The 19,594-nt window shown below is 54.3% G+C and carries 16 protein-coding genes; 3 read left to right on the top strand and 13 right to left on the bottom strand.

Going from position 1 to position 19,594, the window contains the following annotated elements; genetic code table 11:
* Positions 1 to 124: 124 nt before the first annotated feature.
* From repC to BJF95_RS24170, 9 genes are all read right to left on the bottom strand, one after another.
* The gene (repC, locus tag BJF95_RS23155) at positions 125 to 1,309 is read right to left on the bottom strand and encodes a plasmid replication protein RepC (protein ID WP_245297406.1); all 1,185 of its coding nucleotides are present in this window, start codon (positions 1,307 to 1,309) and stop codon (positions 125 to 127) included.
* Positions 1,310 to 1,827: 518 nt separating this feature from the next.
* Positions 1,828 to 2,913, bottom strand: a complete 1,086-nt coding sequence (repB, locus tag BJF95_RS23150) for a plasmid partitioning protein RepB (RefSeq protein ID WP_075641857.1) — start codon at positions 2,911 to 2,913, stop codon at positions 1,828 to 1,830.
* Positions 2,910 to 4,166, bottom strand: a complete 1,257-nt coding sequence (gene repA, locus BJF95_RS23145; RefSeq protein WP_075641856.1) for a plasmid partitioning protein RepA — start codon at positions 4,164 to 4,166, stop codon at positions 2,910 to 2,912. Before repA ends, repB begins: the two co-directional genes overlap by 4 nt.
* Positions 4,167 to 4,499: 333 nt before the next feature.
* Positions 4,500 to 7,628: an efflux RND transporter permease subunit gene (locus BJF95_RS23140; protein ID WP_075641855.1), complete on the bottom strand. Its 3,129-nt coding sequence runs from the start codon at positions 7,626 to 7,628 to the stop codon at positions 4,500 to 4,502.
* Between the two features lie 25 nt (positions 7,629 to 7,653).
* Positions 7,654 to 8,790 carry an efflux RND transporter periplasmic adaptor subunit gene (locus tag BJF95_RS23135; protein WP_075641960.1) on the bottom strand — a complete coding sequence of 379 codons (1,137 nt, stop codon included), beginning with the start codon at positions 8,788 to 8,790 and terminating at the stop codon, positions 7,654 to 7,656.
* 34 nt (positions 8,791 to 8,824) lie between these two features.
* Positions 8,825 to 9,454 carry a TetR/AcrR family transcriptional regulator gene (locus tag BJF95_RS23130; protein ID WP_075641854.1) on the bottom strand — a complete coding sequence of 210 codons (630 nt, stop codon included), beginning with the start codon at positions 9,452 to 9,454 and terminating at the stop codon, positions 8,825 to 8,827.
* Between the two features lie 110 nt (positions 9,455 to 9,564).
* Positions 9,565 to 10,302, bottom strand: coding sequence for an ethanolamine ammonia-lyase subunit EutC (gene eutC, locus BJF95_RS23125; protein WP_075641853.1), 738 nt, complete (start codon positions 10,300 to 10,302; stop codon positions 9,565 to 9,567).
* A gap of 2 nt (positions 10,303 to 10,304) precedes the next feature.
* Positions 10,305 to 11,696 (bottom strand): ethanolamine ammonia-lyase subunit EutB, encoded by a 1,392-nt coding sequence (locus tag BJF95_RS23120; protein ID WP_075641852.1) that lies wholly within the window; start codon positions 11,694 to 11,696, stop codon positions 10,305 to 10,307.
* Positions 11,697 to 11,732: 36 nt separating this feature from the next.
* Positions 11,733 to 11,885, bottom strand: a complete 153-nt coding sequence (locus tag BJF95_RS24170) for a hypothetical protein (protein ID WP_175577316.1) — start codon at positions 11,883 to 11,885, stop codon at positions 11,733 to 11,735.
* A gap of 82 nt (positions 11,886 to 11,967) precedes the next feature.
* On the opposite strand from BJF95_RS24170, the gene BJF95_RS23115 reads away from it, so the two are divergent.
* On the top strand, positions 11,968 to 12,822 hold the full coding sequence (locus BJF95_RS23115; RefSeq protein ID WP_075641959.1) for a 5'-nucleotidase, lipoprotein e(P4) family: 855 nt from the start codon (positions 11,968 to 11,970) through the stop codon (positions 12,820 to 12,822).
* 50 nt (positions 12,823 to 12,872) lie between these two features.
* On the opposite strand, the gene BJF95_RS23110 is transcribed toward BJF95_RS23115, so the two are convergent.
* Genes BJF95_RS23110 through BJF95_RS23100 form a run of 3 tightly spaced genes read right to left on the bottom strand, consistent with a single transcriptional unit; the run spans position 12,873 to position 17,012 of the window.
* Positions 12,873 to 13,892 carry a lipocalin-like domain-containing protein gene (locus BJF95_RS23110; protein ID WP_075641958.1) on the bottom strand — a complete coding sequence of 340 codons (1,020 nt, stop codon included), beginning with the start codon at positions 13,890 to 13,892 and terminating at the stop codon, positions 12,873 to 12,875.
* 55 nt (positions 13,893 to 13,947) lie between these two features.
* A complete protein-coding gene (locus BJF95_RS23105; RefSeq protein WP_075641851.1) occupies positions 13,948 to 16,356 on the bottom strand; it encodes an ABC transporter permease in 2,409 nt (802 codons plus the stop codon).
* Positions 16,356 to 17,012 (bottom strand): ABC transporter ATP-binding protein, encoded by a 657-nt coding sequence (locus BJF95_RS23100; protein ID WP_083638954.1) that lies wholly within the window; start codon positions 17,010 to 17,012, stop codon positions 16,356 to 16,358. The genes BJF95_RS23105 and BJF95_RS23100 overlap by 1 nt, the downstream gene beginning before the upstream one ends.
* A gap of 45 nt (positions 17,013 to 17,057) precedes the next feature.
* Here BJF95_RS23100 and BJF95_RS24165 point away from each other — a divergent pair, with 45 nt between their 5' ends.
* On the top strand, positions 17,058 to 17,249 hold the full coding sequence (locus BJF95_RS24165; RefSeq protein ID WP_175577315.1) for a hypothetical protein: 192 nt from the start codon (positions 17,058 to 17,060) through the stop codon (positions 17,247 to 17,249).
* Positions 17,250 to 17,533: 284 nt separating this feature from the next.
* Here BJF95_RS24165 and BJF95_RS23090 read toward each other — a convergent pair whose 3' ends face one another.
* The gene (locus BJF95_RS23090; RefSeq protein WP_075641848.1) at positions 17,534 to 18,244 is read right to left on the bottom strand and encodes a GntR family transcriptional regulator; all 711 of its coding nucleotides are present in this window, start codon (positions 18,242 to 18,244) and stop codon (positions 17,534 to 17,536) included.
* A 262-nt stretch (positions 18,245 to 18,506) separates the two neighbouring features.
* Between BJF95_RS23090 and BJF95_RS23085 the strand changes: the two genes are divergently transcribed.
* Positions 18,507 to 19,583: an ABC transporter ATP-binding protein gene (locus tag BJF95_RS23085; protein WP_075641847.1), complete on the top strand. Its 1,077-nt coding sequence runs from the start codon at positions 18,507 to 18,509 to the stop codon at positions 19,581 to 19,583.
* Positions 19,584 to 19,594 lie beyond the last annotated feature (11 nt).

Genomic DNA, 19,594 nt, shown 5'->3' with positions numbered 1-19,594 from the left:
CTTCATCCTTGAACCCACCCCGGCACATTGAAAGTGCGGTAATCCATCTTATGGAACTTACATCTATATCATTCACGTTCCTGAATTCCGACACACGGCGGCAGCGCTAAACACGAAATCCTCTCTATTCCGATTTTCTCGCAGTCGGCTTCTCAAGCGCAAGCAGCATTGGATAAACGCTGAATTTTCCAGCTTCCGCTTTTGCCGTCAATGTTCGCAGGTAACCGCCTGGTGATCGAATGGTCTCGGCATGTTCCAGCATGACAGCAACCGTTACCGCCGCGGCTTGATGTCCCATGACCGCTTTCGCCTTAGACCAAGCGTCCGGTGAGATGCCCAACATCGTCCGAACCAGATCTGCAGTTTGTATCACATCGTTCCAGCCGGAAATGCCGTCCCTGGCGTAATCATTGATGAGCGGACACAACGCTTTCAATTTCGAAAGGCTAATCGCGAGCTTCCTGTCTTCCTCACCGGGTTTTGCATCACTTGTCTCGGCAATCTTTTTTTCTAGGGCTGTATATTCAAGTGTTAGTTCTGTATTTGAATTCTGTTGGTGATGCTCAAAATCATCATCATTGCCGCTCATTTCCTCATCTGAAAGGCTTGAAAGATAAGCATTTTCCACTTGTGTGCGAAATGCGCGAAGCTCATTTGCGATAGACTGAAGATCGTTGCTGTGCTTGCGACGCGACGCATCGCGCGCATTCATCTGATAGGCAACCAAAAAGGCGTCCCAGTCACCAACACGCCCCTCCTCCAAGGCCAGCGTAATAATGCGCGACGCATCGCGAAGCAGGACTGTAATTTCGCCACGGAATGCTCTTGCCAGCTTCGCTTCTGCCCTTGCGGCTTCAGCCGCGCTATAGATCTCTTCGGCTCGAAGCGCCAAAGGGGCCAGGTCGAAGCCATAGGCATCTTCCACCAATCCTGCGTCATCGCGCCGACAAAAACGCTTGCCGTTTGCGCTGTCCCGCCGAAAGATCATCCCGGCGTCAACCAAGCTGACCAAATGCCGGCGAATAGTCGCCGGTGCCATGCCACGGGCGCGAAAAGACAGCTCTCTGTTCGATGGGAAAACTATAATAGGCTGGCTCCCATCAAGCTCTCGCTCGATCGTGAAGCTTACGAGAGCTTCCAGCAAGCAAATCGTGCGGTCACCGAGACCATAGACCTGCCGTGCCTCTGTCAGCGCCCGCAAGAGTTGCCACTTGTCAGCGCGACCTGAGGCATTTCCCGCCTCTCCGCGCTTCAACTGCTCTTGTCGCTGACCAATCTTCGCCTGCCGCGCCAAGACCCGGCTGGTCAATCGCCCACCGCCAAACGGTGTCGTTGCAAGTCTTTCCATCGCTTTCCGCTCCACAGACGGAGACAAGCGACACCATATCGGAAAACATAGGTCATCAACGCATCAACCAGACACGTCAAAATATCTATCATCTTCTGAAATCACCATCATATTACAGAGATCTGCGGCTTGTTAAAGACGCAAACAACACCGTAACGCCTTCAACGCGCGGCATAATTTTTATACCATCACCCAAGATAAGTGACGTAGTTACGCAGTCCTGCGTCGCAGCTTATCGCTGAGATGCAACAGGCGCAAAACAACACAGCCTCCCCGTTTCCGAGGAAGAGTCTTGACTTTTTAGGCAGGAAGTGATTCTCTTAGATTGCTACATAGAAGAGGGCTTCCGAGATGGTGACGTTTTGGGGCCTTTTTTCTTGTCTCAGCACTACCTTTCATGTTGATAACAAATTGGTATTCCAAGCGACGAGGCATCCTGGCCTGTCGTAACTGTCTTGCCGCGCGCCCAAAGCCTCGAATTAATGCTTCGATCGCGCCAGATATGTCGCATAATCCGCGGCCAGACGCTCCTCGAATTCACCAACGAAGCCAGAGTCCGCTTCAGCTAAAAACTCAACCTTTACCCGGTGCCCCTGCCGCAAAACCCTGGCAAAGGTGCGTCCGTCGGGGCCGCGCACGTCCCTGGGCTCAGGGCGTTCGACGGAAGGCTTGCGCGACAGCGCCTCGTAAAGCGTCTGAAACCGCTCGTCAGAGGGACTGGCGCGAAACGCCTCCTCCCTCACCACTTCGCCCGCTTTGATCTGGCCATGTTCGCTCATGAGCAACTGCCCAAGCGACATCCATCGTTCACGCCCAGCCTTGGGAGCAGGGCCAATGGCGCGCGCAAATCGGTCTGGAACGCTCTCAGCAACCTGAATCAAGCGCGATAGCTCGCTCTTTTGTACCGAAAGAGCATCTCCAATCACCTTGCGGTCAAACCCGCGCTCTGCAAGGGCCTTTGCAAAGAGCGCCCGCTCGATGAAGGTCAAATTGCGCCGCTCGGCGTTTTCCTTGCCTTGCGCGAGAACAAGTTGATCATCGCTCAATGGCCGTACCAGCGCCTTGACACGGATGCCCAACCGTTTGGCCGCATTTAGTCGGCGATGACCATAGGCCACCTGAAACCGCTCCTGATTGGAGGGGTTACGCCGCACCAGAATCGGAACCTGCTGCCCGCTCTCTCGAATACTCTCGACAAGCGCGAGAAAATCAGGGTCGTCTTTTTCCTGGTCACTGAGGCGATCAGATACAAAAGAGGCATCAATCACGCCAGTGTCCAGTGCCACCACGCGCTCCCCCTCATCGAGAGCCTGTCGCAGCGCACGTGCCTCATCAGCTTCCCGCGTAATCGACGACAAGGTCAATCCCATGGCCTTAATGGCACCGGAAGCCGCGCGTGGCACAGAGCTACCATGGGCTTCAACCGTGGCATCCGGCGCTAAATCCGCATGCGGCGGAATGTTGGCATTTTTCTCATGACCCGCGTCGGCGGGAGAAGACTTCTGCGTCGGCGCAGAGTCAGAAAACAATGCTCTCAATTCGCTTTTACGGTTTTTGCCTATCATTCTTTCCGCCCCCAGGCAGTGTGAATCAATTGCTCAATCTCGGCATTGACCGATTCCAGCGCTTCAATTGCACGGTCATAGGTGCCCCTGCTGAAGTTTTCGCGCCCGACTTCATAGAGCGTTTGCTTTGTCAGTCCGGCGTCAGAAATTGCGGTCGATTTCACCATTGGCGAGGTCAAGACACGCTCTCCAAACAGTGAGCGGAGAAAGCCGACAATTTGCGCCTGCGGACCGTCGTTAGGCTCAAAGCGCGTCACGAGATAGCGCAAAAAGTCAAAATTCAGCGTGCCACCGGCTTCGCGCACAACACCGAGAAGATCGGAGGTCATGAACAAAAACTGGCTCATCGACGCAACATCCAACATTTGTGGATGCACGGTTACGATTACCGAAGTCGATGCACAGAGAGCTGAGAGTGTGAGATAACCAAGTTGAGGCGGACAATCGATAACAACCACATCATAATCATCTGCCACCGTGTGAAGAGCGTTCTGCACCCGCGCAAAAAACAGACTTTTCGCATCGCCGCCCTTGCGCTCAGCAAGCGCGCGCGGGGTGACATGCTCAAACTCCTGCAGCTCGAGATTGCCGGGCAAAAGATCAAGATTGTGAAAATAGGTCTTGCGAATAATATCTTTGAGCGGCCGCACCTCGTCATCATAACGAATAGCACCGTAAATCGTGTCATTGCCCACCAGATCAAGCTCAGGCTGATAGCCGAACAAGGCCGAAAGCGATGCCTGTGGGTCAAGATCGACCGCCAGAACCCGATGCCCCGTCATCGCCAGATATTGCGCCAGATGCACAGCCGACGTTGTCTTTCCTGAACCGCCCTTGAAATTGGTCACGGATATAATTTGTAGATGTTCGCCACGCGCCTCATCACGCCATTTGACGTAAGATCTCGCTTTGGCAACATTGCCCTTCGCCAGCGCCTGCTCACCCAGATAATGGCGTAGAGCATCAATATCGGCGAGTGAATAATAGCGGCGCCCCCCGGTGCCAACCACCGGTGCTGGCCCTTCTCCGGCCAAAGACAACTGTCGCAAATATCCATCTGATACGCCAACCAGGCGGGCCGCTTCGCCAGACGTGAAGGTGCGCAACGTCTTACGGGAGGAAGGAGCAAACAGACGCTCCCGCATGGCTTGCAACTGAGCGGATAGCGCCTGTGCGTCTTCCGCAATCGTTTCATCGGCGGGTCGCAAATCCATCTCCTGTTGTTCCGTTGCCTTTACAGATGCAACCGCCATCACAATTTCCTCAAATCCGACTGCTATCGTGTGCGTACCAAGCCGGCCGACATTTTCATGCCGCAATCCATCTCATGACCGATTCGACATCACAATGATATACGCGCACCACGAAAACTAACAGCATCCACACCTTGTTACGGACAAACGACCTATACGCGGCATTTGATCGTAAATTGAAGCAAGCTTTGATTCGGGTCAAGTGTGGGAATTGTGCTGAAAATACGCAACTTTGTGCGCCACATATGGCGCACACGCTGGAAAGCACGCAAAAGCGCCCAGCTTCGCCCTTCAACCGGGCGAAGCATGCAAGATCAAAAGAAGCGAGATCGGTTATTCTGCAGCGATCGCCAACGGCTCTTTCTTGCTGTCGTTCGCGCCGGATTGCCCCTGCTCCTGTTTGGGATCTTTTCCGAAAAACAGAAAATAGCAGGCTGGCAACACGAAAATGGTCAAAACAGTTGCAACAAGAATACCGCCCATCATGGCATAGGCCATAGGCCCCCAGAACAGACCGCGTGAAATGGGAATGAGCGCCAAAACCGCCGTCATCGCCGTGAGCACGATTGGCCTGAAACGACGAACGGCCGCGCCAACGATCGCATCCTCACGCTTCATGCCCTGTGCGATATCCTGATCAATCTGGTCGACCAGAATAATCGAGTTTCGGATAATGATACCCAAAAGCGCGATGACGCCGAGAATGGCCACAAATCCAAACGGAGCCTGTGTCATCAGCAAAGCGATGGCCGCACCGATAATACCAAGAGGCCCGGTTGCAAGCACCAGCATGGCTTTGCCAAAATGCTGGAGTTGGGCCATCAAGAGGCACAGAATAACCAGCAGCATGATCGGTGCCTTCGCAGCGATGGATTGCTGACTGATCGCCGATTCTTCAGCCCCGCCTTGTTGCTCTATTTTATAGCCCGGCGGCAGGGCGCCAATCAAATCGCCCATTTCGCTATAAAGTTTGGTGCCAACGTCGCTTCCTTCCATGCCGTCGGGAACGATACCGCGCACGGTGATTGTCGGCAGCCTGTCGCGGCGCCACTCAATGCTTTGCACAAGCACAGGCTGAACACGGGCAATCTGCGACAAAGGCACGTTTGTGCCAAAGTTGGTTGGAATGTAAAGGGAGGCAACAGCGGACAACAGATTGCGCTCTTTCGGCGTTTCTCGCACAACCACCGCAATGGTTTCTTCGCCATCACGGAAGGTGCCGATGGTAGCACCACTTACCGCAGCATTGACCGCCTGGCGCACCATTTGCGATGTCACTCCCAAAGCGCGTGCACGATCTTGATCGATAACCAGTTGCATTTCTGTCACGGGCTCAAGCCAATCATCATGAATGGTTGTGATGCGGCCATCCGCCTTGAACCGTTGCTTCACCTGATCGGCAATGTCGCGCACTTTTTGGCTATCAGGCCCAATCACGCGCATCTGCACGGCCCAGCCCACGGGCGGGCCCAGGAACAGGCGATCAACCTTGCTGCGCACCGCCGGAAACTCGTCATGCAGCACGGTGCGAAGCCGGTGGATTAGCCGCTCGCGCGCTTCACCTCCCTTTGACATCACCATGATCTGTGCAAAGTTTGGATTGGGCAATTGCTGGTCCAGCGGCAGGAAGAACCGCGGAATGCCCTCGCCGATGTAGGTAGCAAAAAACATCTGATCAGGATCGCCAACAAGCTTTGCCTCAAGCCTTTTTGCCTGACGTTCCACCTCTTCGATTGCAGTGCCTTCCGGCAACCACATATCGACCAGAATTTCAGGCCGCGAAGATTGCGGAAAAAAGCTTTTGGGGATGAACTGAAACGAGGCAATGCCGCCCGCAAATGCCAGCATAGTAACACAAAGAACGAGGAACCTGTGGCGCACACTCCATGCGACGGCCTGCCAGAGTTTGCGATAAAATCGCCCGTCAAAGGCATCGTGATGTTGACCAGCGTGCGCGCGCTGTTTCAAGATCATATAGCCAAGCCAGGGCGTGAAATACACCGCCACAAACCATGAAATCACCAGCGTTATAGCGACCACGTAAAACAGGGAACGCACATATTCGCCTGCAGTGGAATTGGCAAAACCAACCGGAATAAACCCGGCGACGGTGATAAGCGTGCCTGTCAGCATTGGAAACGCGGTGGATGTGTAGGCGAAGCTGGCAGCATCAAGCTTCTCCAACCCCTCTTCCAGCTTGCGCTCCATCAACTCGACCACAATCATGGCGTCGTCAACGAGAAGACCAAGGGCAATGATCAACGCGCCGAGCGAAATACGCTGAAGCTCGATACCGAACTGATACATCACGGCAAATGTCGCCGCCAAAACCAAGGGAATGGTAATCGCAATGACAATGCCTGGGCGCCAACCTATGGAAAGCAAGGAGACAACCAGCACGATAACCAAGGCTTCAACAAGTGCTTGCCCAAACTCCCCAACCGCCTCGGACACAACTTCAGGCTGATTGGAGATTTGACTGACCATGACGCCCAAAGGCAGCGTTTTGGTAAAGGCGGCATAGGCCTGTTCCACCGAATGCCCAACGTCCGTCACTTTAAAGCCCGGTGCCATGACAACACCAATCTGCACACTATCGTGGCCATCAAAGCGAAATTTCCGCTGAAAAGGCTCTTCATAAGCCTCCGTGACGCTTGCAATATCGCCAAGACGCAACACCTCGGATCCCGCCTTGAGGCGCAGATTTTCGACATCTTTTACAGACAGAACATCGCCCTGCACATTGACCCGGACCGAACGCTCGGAGGTCTGAATAGACCCAGCCGCATCCACATTGTTTTGTCCGTTCAGAGCAGTGGCAATATCGTTCACCGTCAAGGCACGCTCTGCCAGCATTTTTGAAGACAGGTCTATGTAAATGCGCTGCGACTGATCGCCAAGGATTGTGGCCTTTTCAACACCCGGCACGGATAGAAGAATATCACGCGCCTTGATGGCAAATGCCTTGAGTTCCGCAAAGGTGAAACCTTCGCCCCAGACAGCATGCATGGTGATAAATGTGTCGCCAAACTCATCGTTGAAATAGGGGCCCATGAGGCCAGAAGGCAGGGAACCGCTGATATCGCCGGTTTTCTTGCGTACCTGATAAAAAGCGTCCTTAACCTCTGCAGCCGTGGTGTCGCCTTTAATGTTGATGGTGGTTACTGCACTGCCAGCGCGCACGTATGACCTGATATAATCGAGATGCGGAACTTCTTGCAGTTTGCGCTCAATTTTATTCACGACCTGCTCTTGCATATCGACAAGAGAGGCGCCCGGCCAAGCTGTTTGGATCACCATGGTGCGAAACGTGAAATCGGGATCTTCTTTTTGGCCCATGTTGGCCAAACCGATCACGCCGGCAATAACGATCAGCCCAAACAGAAAGCGAGCAATGCTCGGATGGGCTATCGACCATCGCGAGAGATTGAACGGCTTTTTACCGCCAGCAGAACCAGCCATCACAATCTCCTACCCCAGAAAACTATCAATTGATCACGGATGCGGACGCATTGGTGCCAGCCGTCGTTGCTACAGCACCGCTATCGTCGCCCATAACGGCGATTTTCATGCCCTCGGTCATAAATTGGGTTCCCGCAGCCACAACCTTGTCACCAGCCCGCACACCACTGAAGACATGCAGGCCTGTTGCGGAAAACTCGCCCACGGACACGGGCCGCATCTCGACCGTTGATGATGTGGGATTGACCACCCACACCACCGTTTTGCCATCGACCTTCGCAATCGCCGAAAGAGGCAAGTCAAAGCCAGATTGAGGCTCATCGCCCTGCGCTTCAATGGTTGCCGTCATGCCAAGCAATATATCGGGATTTTGCGGCAGACTGACCCGCACATTAAAGGTGCGCGATTGCGCATTTGCGCTTCCGGCAACTTCGCGGACAGTGCCTGTCAACACGAGATCTCTTCTGGCCCAAAACTGCGCCTTTACACTCTTGCCGACCTTGAACTGGCTGATCTCCGTTTCAGGCACGGCGATGACCACTTCTTTTTCTCCGTCCAGTGCCATGGTCATGACGGGAGACCCCGCACTCACCACCTGCCCCGGCTCGCCATCAACCTGCGTGACAATTCCAGCCGAGGTTGCATAGAGATTGGTATACGAGAGCTGGTTTTTAGCCTGCTGGAGGGCAGTTGTTGCGGATTTTTGCGAGGAAACTGCCTGATCATAAGCGAGATTACGTTGATCAAGCTCGGATTTTGACACGACGTTTTGATCGAAAAGAGATTGCGCACGACGCTTATTCAGCGCGTAGGTCTCAACCTGGCGCGAGGCAGCATCCAGATCCGCTTCCGCTTTAGAAACACCCAATTGATAATCCGAAGGGTCAATCCTTGCCAAAAGATCACCGGATTTAACGTGCTCACCGACATTGACGACACGTTCCAGAATTTTGCCGCCAACGCGGAAAGACAGGCTGACGTCATAGCGCGCCTTGACCGAACCAGAATAGTCCAATTGTTTTATCGATTTTGCTGCCGCAACCTCGACCGTTTTTACGGGGCGTTCTTCATTTTTTGCATCGGCTTTTTTCTCTTGCGAGCAGCCAGCAAGAAGGACCATGGATGCACCAACAAGGGCTGACCAGAGCAATTCACGGCGCATTCGAAACTCCTTGATTACAGGATTGGCGAAACCATCAACTGGCCCGACAAGAACTGCCATATTTTAAACTGTTGAGACCAAATTCAATCAATTGCGACACAGACGGCTCGTGATTTTCAACGTAACATTGAGCCACCAAGACCGGATGACTTATCTGCGCGAGAGAGGCAGACAGGCATCGAGCAGCTATAGCTTCGTCCTGCTCCGGAAAATCGCCAGCATCAATGCCCTCGCGAATAACACTCTGCATCAGAAGCGAGACCCGGTCCATGTGGGTTTTCACAACGGTCCAATGCTGCTCCATGGCAACCACGACCATTTCATAGACCTTGTTCTCCGAGATCATCATGTCCAATGTGTACTGATAGTTCATTTGCGCATATCGACGCAGACGATCACAAACCGATAGATCGGAATGAAATATATTCCAGGCATTTCGATAGAGAACATCAAGAATTCGCTCAGCCAAGGCCTGATGAATTGCGGCTTTTGTCGGAAAAAAACGATAAATATTTCCAGCCGACATGCCGAGGTCACGCGCAATATCTGCGACATTGGTTTTTGTGTAGCCATATTGCCTGAAGAGACGCTCCGCACTGGCCAGAATACGGTCTATATTCTGCTGTTTGACCAGATCAGGAGGGCTTTCAGATTGCTCTATCACGCGAAACTCTAACGATTGACGAATTTTGTATTTCGTCAATCGTAAATCATCAGGCGAAAACGTCAATGAAAAAATCAGTTGAAATTAAAAATATACAAGCAATTGTGCCTTCAGCCCTCCAGCAAGCCGGCGTCGCCTGCATTTTCCTTCAAATCCACCCCGGAAAGCTTCAGCCTGAGCGCTTCGCGCACCAGCCAGGCGATTTTCTCGGCCGCAAGTTCATAGCTCAGACCATCATCATGGATGTTGGAAATGCAATTTCTCTCGCTGTCGCGACACCCCAATCGTGGCGCGAAGGTGATATAGGCACCCAGACTGTCGGGCACGCTCAAGCCCGGCCGCTCGCCCACAAGCACAACGGCGACTTGCGCCCCATAGGCCGCCGCCGCCTCATCGCCAAAGGCAACCCGTGCCTGCTCACCAAGAATAACAGGTGACAGGGAAAAGCCGCCAAGCCGACGTGCTGCCGCCTTGTAAACCGGAGCCGCATGGCGTTGCACCGCGGCCGCTGACAAGCCATCCGCGATGATAAAAGCGATCTCGTAGTGCTCACCGGCCTTGGGCAAATCCGCAGGATCTGGTCTGCGTCCCAGATCAGGGCGGGTCAAATACGTCGATCGGTCTTTGGCCAGGGAGCGAACCAGAACCGTCTGGGCTGGGGCGAGGTCGGCCGAAAGGGCCGCAAAATCCACAGCGCCATGCACGGCATCGCGTGCCCGCGCATGGGCAAGCTGAAAATCTAGCACCGATCTGGTTGTCATGGCATCGCCGGTTCGGCCAATACCGATGCGCGCGCGTGTAGCGTTGCGAAAGCGGGCAAAGGGATCAAAATCAACAGAATTGCTCATGCTCAGCCCTTATAAGACAGAAGATTGCGCGCAAAGGCATTGGCCTGCGTGGTTGGGGCCAATCGACCCGTACGATCCACCAGTCCCATACGCTTCAGCCAGGCATCGAATTCCGGGGCGGGAGGGCGGTTGAACTGATGCCGCAGGCCCACGATGTCGTGATAGGACAGACTTTGGTAATTCAGCATCACATCATCCGCACCCGGCACGGCGATGAGAAAATTAACCCCGGCAACGGTGAGCAGCACCATCAGATTGTCCATATCATCCTGATCGGCCTCGGCGTGGTTGGTGTAGCATACGTCCACACCCATGGGCACACCCAGCAGTTTGCCGCAGAAGTGGTCTTCAAGCCCCGCACGAATAATCTGTTTGGCATCATAGAGATATTCGGGACCAATGAACCCGACGACCGTGTTGACCAACAGCGGTTTTACGGCGCGGGCAACGGCATAGGCACGCACTTCCAGCGTTTGTTGATCAACACCATGATGGGCATCGGCAGACAGAGCACTGCCCTGCCCGGTTTCCAGATACATGACATTGTCGCCAACCGTGCCGCGCTTCAAGGATAAGGCCGCTTCGCGCCCTTCCCTCAAAACCGCGAGATCAACGCCAAACCCCTGGTTTGCACGCTCGGTGCCGGCGACAGACTGAAACACCAAATCCAGCGGCGCTCCGCCCTCAATCGCCTGAATAGATGTGGTCACATGGGTCAACACGCAGGACTGTGTGGGAATTTCAAAACGCTCGCGCAAGCGATCAAACAGATGCATCAAACGCACACATGCATCAAGATTGTCGGTGGCCGGGTTGATGCCAATCACGGCGTCGCCGACACCGTAGAGCAAACCATCAAGTGTCGAACCCGCCACGCCTTCTGGATCATCGGTTGGGTGATTGGGCTGCAAACGGCTGGACAGATGTCCTGGAAGGCCAAGCGTGGAGCGAAAAGCGGTGATAACGCTGCATTTGGCTGCAACCGTAATCAAATCATGGTTGCGCATCAGTTTCGATACCGCTGCCACCATTTCGGGTGTCAGACCCGGCGCAAGTGCCGCCAAAGCCTCCGTGGTGGCCTCGTAAGACAACAGCCAATCGCGAAACTGCCCAACGGTCATCGAGGAGACCGCTGCAAACGCCAGCATATCATGGCTATCGACGATCAGGCGGGTAACTTCATCCTCCTCATAGGGGATGAGTGCTTCGTTTAAAAATGTTTTCAGAGGCAAATCTGCCAGCACATAACGAGCTGCCACGCGGCGCTCGTTGCTGGAGGCGGCAATTCCGGCCAAGTGGTCGCCCGACTTTTGCGCTGACGCACACGCCATGAGACTTTTCAAATCATCAAACACATGCCGTTCGCGTCCAAGGATGATCGAATAGGATGCCATAATATTCCCCTGAGGACATGGTTTAAGCCAGACGTTTCAACCCGGCCTGCGCCTTATCTTGGTGTTCTGTGCGACACTATCATGGGCCACCATCAATTGCCCATGATAATCGCCCGTCGCAATGACGTGAAGCAAACCGCGTGCCACGCAAGCAGCCAGACGCTCACCGACAAGTGATGGGGTGGACACATATGGCGCTTGACGCAAGCCACATGAAAAACAAGCATCGCGTGCTTGCAAACCCCGTGTGATATCAACGAAGAGCCTGATGATGACAATAAAACCTCTCTCGCTCGGCGCACTTGCCGCCGTCGCCTGCTTGCTTTGCCAAACGACCGCTTTTGCAGCCGCCGGCACTGTTGCACAAAATGACAATTTGAATGCCACGCTTTGGCATCAGACCTCGGTCGAGTTTCAAGCCAACGCATTGGGTGCCTATGCGCTAGGCAAAATGCGCCTTGATGAGGCGCTGAAAGATAAAAACTGGACGGCCCTGCCCGACCAAACCGGCAATTATCAAGATCTTCCCCCTGCCGTCGTGCTGGACATTGATGATACGGTTTTGAACACCTCGGCCTATGAAGCATGGAACATCGCCGCAGGCACGCAATTTTCCGGCAAGACATGGACGGATTACGTCAAAGCGAAAAAGGATGTGCCCATTCCCGGCGCACTTGAGTTCACCCAATATGCGGCATCCAAAGGCGTAAAAGTATTTTACGTCACCAACCGCATCAGTGAGGAAAAGCCAGCAACCATTGAAGAAATGAAAGCCATGGGCTTCCCGTTCGATGAAAAGACGGACACATTTTTAGCAAAGAAAGACCAACCAGACTGGACCTCTGCCAAGGGCACACGTTTTGCCTATATTGCCAAGAACTATCGCGTTACGCTGCTGTTTGGCGACAATTTTGGCGATTTTACTGATAAATTCAATGGTTCCATGGCGGAGCGCCAAAAGGAATTTGATGCAGACGCAGCCCATTGGGGCCATGATTGGATTGCAATTGCCAATCCCATGTATGGCTCGTTTGAAAGCGCCCCCTTTAACAGCAATTACAAGCTCTCTGCCGACGAACAAAGGGCTGACAAGATAAAAGCCCTTACCCCATGGAGCGGTCAATGATCTGACCCAGACCTCCGATTCCATACGGGTCGGAGGTCATCTCTGGATGTTCAATATCCGGTCATTTCCAGATATCCAACACCGTTTTGACTGCCAGAAAAGCGGATTGGCCCTTCCCAATAAGCAAATGCCACGGGCATCCAGCTTTGCGGGTTGAGGGGCTGCGTTGTAATGCTCAAGCCCTTTTCGGGCAGATCGAGCCGCCACTCAACCGGAATATCACGACCCGAGACATTCACCCGCTTGAGCGGCGTCAGTTTTAACGCGCCCGGCTTGAACAATTGCGTGGTGCCATCGGCTGCAATCCAGGTTGCAACGGTGTAATCACTGCCTTTACCGCGTAAATGAAAGCCCATCATTTTGGCACCATCATCAAAATGCAACGAGAACCAATCCCAGCCTGTTTGATCACTGCTGAGCGGTTGTGACGACCATTCACGATCCGCCCAGGCTTTGCCTGTTACAGCGACATCGCCAGTTGGCAAATGCAGGGTACCCGCAACGGAATAAAACGGCTGGGAATAATAATAACTCGCCTGCCCCGTCGCCGATTTCACCGAATAACCCTTATCGCCTTGCAGCACCAAGGGGCCGCTGGCTTGAAGGGAAAGATCATAACCAAAATTGCTGCCCCGCGCTTTCAGGCTCACATTGGCAATGGCATCTTGGGAAGCGCCATATTGACCTTCCGCCTTTGCCGTCATCGCCCAATCGTCAATCCAGGCATTAAAAGGAGACGCGGTCACCCCCGCTTGCCCAATGCCGCCGCGAGCAAATTTCTCGGCAACATAATGGTGTTCAGCCGAGGTCACCGCAGCATGCCCCATCCACACTTGCGGGCTATCCCAGCCCTTTTCGTCGCCGGGGGCCAAAGCCGAGCGAAACAGCGTCCACTGCACCCCATAATCGCGTCCGGCCGCGTCTTTGAGATTGGCGGTCACATACCACCATTCGATCCGAAAATCGTTATGGGGACCATGATCGGCAGGAAATGAAAACACATGGCCGGGTTGCGGCACAGAAAAGCCATTGCCTGCCGCCGTTCCAAGGCCTGCAAAGCCTTGCGCCATGGCCAGGCTGCCGCACAAAAACCACCAGAGCCAAAGCCACACAACACGTTTCACATTATCGTTCATTGGCAAAGACTTTCAACAGATCAGACGGTTTGAGACGCGCGATTGCCAGCAAAGGCAAGAGAGCCGCAAAAAAAGCAGCCACAATCGCAAGACAACCCAGAGAAACCCACTGCATTGGAAATACATACATCGGCAAGCGCCAGCCAAACGCCTCAACATTGACCACCGCCAACAGCACCCACGCCAGTGCCAGCCCGGTCGGCAGGGCTGCCACCATGGTGAACAGCGCCAGTGCCAGCGTGCGGCAAAGCTCAAGCGTCAAGAGCTTTTGGCGGGTCAGACCCATGGCCCAAAGCGGTGCAATCTGGGCGATCCGCATGCTTGAAAGCGTCATCAAACTGGCAAACATGGCAAGCCCTGCCACCCCGAGCGTCAGCACGTTCAACGCCGCCGTCACTGCAAACGTCTTTTCGAAAATCTCCAAAGACCGCTTTTTGATAGAAGCCTGATCCACGACATTTTGATTGCCAAAGCCAAATTCATCTTTCAAGGCCTGCCGCATGGCATCACGTTTTTCAGGCGCAATCCGCACGCCAAACCGCAGCCGCGACAGATCAGAAAAGCGTTTGACGAGATCTTTTTGGGAGACAATCACCTCTTCATTGGGATTACCGTAATCGGAATAAACGCCCAACACCTGTGTGCGCCAATCACCCGGCATGGTCAGCGCATCACCCGGCCGCAAATGCTCTCGGCGCATCATCTGCTCATTGAGCAAGACACCCTCGCCTTTTGCAAGGCGATCCCAAAGGTTCGGCGATGCCGCAATGATCGGCCAGTGTTTGCGATAGGTCTCATCATCCACAACGCCATGAATATCGATATTTTTGCCCAGCACACGGCCTTGCGCGCTCCAGATGGGCAAGACAGCATCCGCCTTTGTTTCCAGCCACGCATAAAGACGCGGCACCTCGGCATCACTGCGTGCTGTCACGTACAGTTCGGCTGCCAAGCGCTGATCAAGCCAACCCACGAAGGTCAGCCGAAAGCTGGACACCATCGTACCAACCCCGACATTGGTGGCCAATGCCAGCAGCAAAGCCATGAGCGCGAGTGACAAGCCCGGCAATTGCTGGCGGGTATCAGCAAAAAACCATTGCATCACAGGGGTTCTTGCCATGCTTTGCAGCAGTTTCAGCAAGGGCACCAAGAGCGCTGGCAACGCCAGTGCAGAGGCAAGTAAAAGCGTGCCAAGTGTTGCAAAACCGGCCACCAAACCATGGCCAATCTGCATCAAAATCGCTGTTGCGAGAAACAGCGCAACGGTGCCCGCCACCTGAAAACGCCACGCCCCTTCTGACGCCATGGCCCAGGCCCGCGGATTGGACGCCGCCAAAAGTGGCATGCGCCATACCTGCCAAAGGCTTTGCCCGGCAGAAGCCATGGTGCCAAACACGGCAATGCCAATGCCCGTTGCCCACCATTGGGGGCGAAAGGCAAGGGTGCCCGGAATGTCAGCCCCATAAAGGCCGCGCAAGGTTATCGCCACATCGGGCAGCAGCACGGACGCCACCAGATAGCCCAATGCAACGCCCGCAATGCCTGCTATCAACGCAAACACCAAAAGTTCAGAAAAAAGTAAAAGCAACAGTGCCCGCGCTGAGAGGCCGAGCGAGCGCAAAGTGCGAAAGGTTGCGCGTCGCTGTTCAAACGCCAAGCGCACGGAGGCGTAAACGATAAACAGACCCACCACAAAGGACAGCAAGCCAAAGGCGGTGAGATTAAGGTGAAAGCTATCGGTCAGTCGCGCCAGATCACCTTCGCCATCGGGCGCTTTCAGCTGCAACTTGGTGGATATTTTGGCAAGGTCAGCCTGTTGGAGGCTCTGCTGCGGCGCAACCACCAGACGGCTGATATGCTCACCTTGACCTAAAAGCGCCGTCGCCCTGCCAATATCGGTGAAAACAGTGGCAAAGGGCAGATCTTTTACCACGGTGAGTGGTGGGGTTTCATGACCTTGCAAGGCATCGGCTGTCGCTTTCGACACCACCCATTGGCCAGGGGCCACGAGAAATTGCGCTATATCACTGCCCCCGCGCAAATCGACGGGCTGCGCCACCTGCGGCAAAGTGAGCGGATCAATGCCAATCACATGCAGACGAAGGCTGCCCGCGCGGATATCTCCCTCCAACACCGGCGACACCAGCCATCCGGCTAAGCGCATGTTCACGTAAGTCTGCACCGCAATGGCGCTGCCATCACGATTGGCAATTTCAAACAGGCGGTTTTGGCCAAGCATGGCGGCGGCACGGGAATAAGATGCCCGCGCCTCGGCATTGATGGCTTGAACCCCGGACCACAGCGCCGTCGCAAGCGACAGGCCAAGCAACAACATCGCCAGTTGCAGCGGCTTTCTGCGCCAATGGGATAACAGAGCGGAAAATGCGGTGCGATACATCACGCAACCAGTCCGGCGCGTAAGTGCACCTGCCGATCCAGCAAAGCCGCCAATCTTGGCGAATGCGTCACCATCAAAAGAGCAGCACCTGTTGCCTGCACCAGAGACAGCATCAATGCCATCACGGCATCGCCGGTTGCCTCGTCAAGATTGCCGGTTGGCTCATCGGCCAACACCAGCTTTGGCCGAACCGCAAGCGTGCGGCCAATGGCCACCCGCTGTTGCTGGCCGCCCGACAATTGCTCCGGATAGCGCTTCAAAAGCGCGGAAAGACCGAGGCGCTCAATAAGCTCCGCCTGCCACACCGGATCAAATCGCCCAGCTAAACGGGCATGAAAACCGAGATTATGCGCCACATCAAGCGAGGGGATCAGATTGAACTGCTGAAAAATCAAACCAACGCTGCTGCGTCGCAGCTTTGCCCGTCCGGCCTCGTCAAGTGCTGAAATATCCTGGCTGTCTACCACGACCTTGCCAGAATCGGCACCATCCAACCCTCCGGCCAGATGCAGCAGAGTGCTTTTGCCACTCCCGGATTCACCGGTCAGCGCCATGGTCTCGCCCACCCCCAACATAAGGCTGACCCCGTTGAGAACGGCAAGCGGCCCTTCGGAGGTCGGGTAGGTCTTTTTCACCGTATCCAGCAGCAGCACCATCAATTTTATCCGCTTCGATTGTGTTGAAACGAGAGATAACGCTCAATGGTGCCAGCGAACAGCCCTGCTCCTTTTGAAACCGTGGGATGGCGCAATTTAAACGAACTCGATCCCGATCTCTTTCAACTTGCGCCACCGCACCACGCAATGGCGCTTTTCGAAGCCATCCATCAACAAATCAAAATCATCTGGAATATCCAGAAAGTTGTCGCCAAAAAGTTTGGCACCTGCATCTGAGAGATTTTTGACCGTACAGTTCATGGTGGAACTGCCACCTTTCAGCACGATCCGTGCTGCTTTCAGTGTCCTGTGCCTCGAAATTTTGCGTTTTTCTGTCATAAGTCGCCCCGAGTGTCTTTCAGGTTCAAATTGAACCAGACAGACACTAGATTCCCTTGTTTTCGTTTGTCTATTCGGGAAAACCGGACTCCACTTTTCCCTGACAAACTCTAAACCATTTACCCGGAGCTTAAGGTATGAGCGGAAGGATAAAGTTATACTAACGACAGAAACGTGATGGCTCACAAATCCAGCGCATCTTTCAACGCCAGACCGTCGCGCACACGCAAATCCAAATCGGCTTCAATATGGTCAATGTGATGCAGCATGAGCGCACTTGCACGCTCTGCATCGCGCTGTGCCATTGCCTGTAAAATTGCCTCATGCTCGCTGTGGCCACAACTGGACGCACCAGAGCCACCATAGAGCGCAATCACCAGCGACGAGCGCGCCACCAATTCATCCATAAATTTTTGCAGGATCACGTTGCCTGCCACTTTGGCCAGAAGCAGGTGAAAATCGCCTGACGCCTTTATTTCCGCACGCCGCGCAGATGGCCCCCTCTGGTGCAAATGGAGCGATTCCTCTTCCAATTGCTTGCGAAACGCCACCATATCCTCGTCGGTCAAGCGGGCAACCGCCGCCGCCATAATGCCCGGCTCGATCAAACGGCGCGAAGCAAACACCTGCCGCGCCTCATCCGGCGATGGATTGGATACAAAAGCACCCCTGTTTCGTTCTGCATTTATCAAGCCTTCGAAGGTAAGCATCTGCAACGCGCTGCGCACCACTGTTCTGCTCACACCAAACAACTCGCCAACTTCGGCCTCCGATAATTTGGTACCAGGCGTCAAACGACGATCAATGATGGCATTTCGCAAGGATTCGCGGATGATAACGGCGCGATCTTCGGCATTTGTCTCAGTCAAAGGGATTTTTTCTTCCAGGGGCATAACATGATCCGTACTGCGAATTCACATCTTACATCAGCGTGTAAAATCCACAACGCCTCAATTGCCGACACTGTAAAATGATATTGCATACAATTTTGCCATATTCACAAAACAATCGCCAATAATTTGCGCAATGCGGCTCATCTTATTGCGGGGCGCGGTCGGTCTCAAAAAAATCACCAATCATATCAGTGCGCTAGGAGATTGTCATCAATCTGGCACGCCACATGCTTCATCATGTGCGGACATAGGGGATTACCGCATGAAAAAAGCCGCCGCCATCGACATTGCAGCCGTTTCAAAAATCTACGGTAGCACCACTGCCGTGGACAATATCAGCCTCAAAGTGGCCGCTGGCACCTATTGCTGCCTGCTTGGCCCATCCGGTTGCGGCAAGACGTCAACCTTGCGGATGATCGCCGGTCATGAAAGCGTCAGCAGCGGCGATATTTTGCTGGGCAACACCAATATCACGGACCTCCCCCCTGCCGCGCGCGGCACGGCCATGATGTTTCAGTCCTATGCGTTGTTTCCGCACTTGGATTTGATTGAAAACGTCGCTTTCAGCCTGAAAATGAAGGGTGTGGACAAGGCGACGCGGCAGGCAAAAGCCATGGACATGCTGATCTTGATGCAGCTGGAAGCCTATGCCAGTCGCAAACCCGCCCAATTGTCCGGTGGCCAGCAGCAGCGTGTGGCACTGGCACGCGCCTTGATTACCGATCCAGAAGCCTTGCTGCTCGACGAGCCCCTCTCGGCACTTGATCCATTCTTGAAAATCCGCATGCGGGCAGAATTGAAAAAACTGCAAACCTCGCTTGGCATCACCTTTGTGCACGTAACCCACAGTCAGGAAGAAGCCATGGCGTTGGCAGACCTGATTGTGGTGATGAACAATGGCCGGATTGAGCAAGCTGCACCGCCGCGCACCCTGTTTGAAGCCCCCGCCACCGCTTTTGTCGCCCGCTTCATGGGAGATCACAACGTCATTTCCGGCCGTGCAACACAGGTTTCGGAAAAGAGCGCAACAATCTCCGTGGCAGCTGGCGGCGATTTTGTGGCCACCGGCGTGGCCGAGTTGAACACGCCTGTCGACATAGCCATTCGCACCGATCGGGTCCGCATCGGCCAGAGCGACACCCCCGGCCTCGGCTTCACAGGCTCGGTGACCAACGTTGAATATCGCGGTGCCACGGTCAAGCTCATGCTCAGCGGCGCAGGCGTTGAAGATTTTACCGCCATTCTGTCCGATGCCGCCTATTTCGCCAATCCGGTGAAGGTCGGCGAGGCAGTTTCGCTTTGCTGGAACAGCGCTGACGCGATTGTTCTTGGCAATTGAACGCAGTCAAA

Source organism: Rhizobium oryziradicis (assembly GCF_001939045.1).
GTDB classification, from domain to species: Bacteria; Pseudomonadota; Alphaproteobacteria; order Rhizobiales; family Rhizobiaceae; genus Allorhizobium; species Allorhizobium oryziradicis.
Note: the sequence above shows the minus strand (reverse complement) of the source record. Positions and strands in the feature narration are given on the sequence as shown.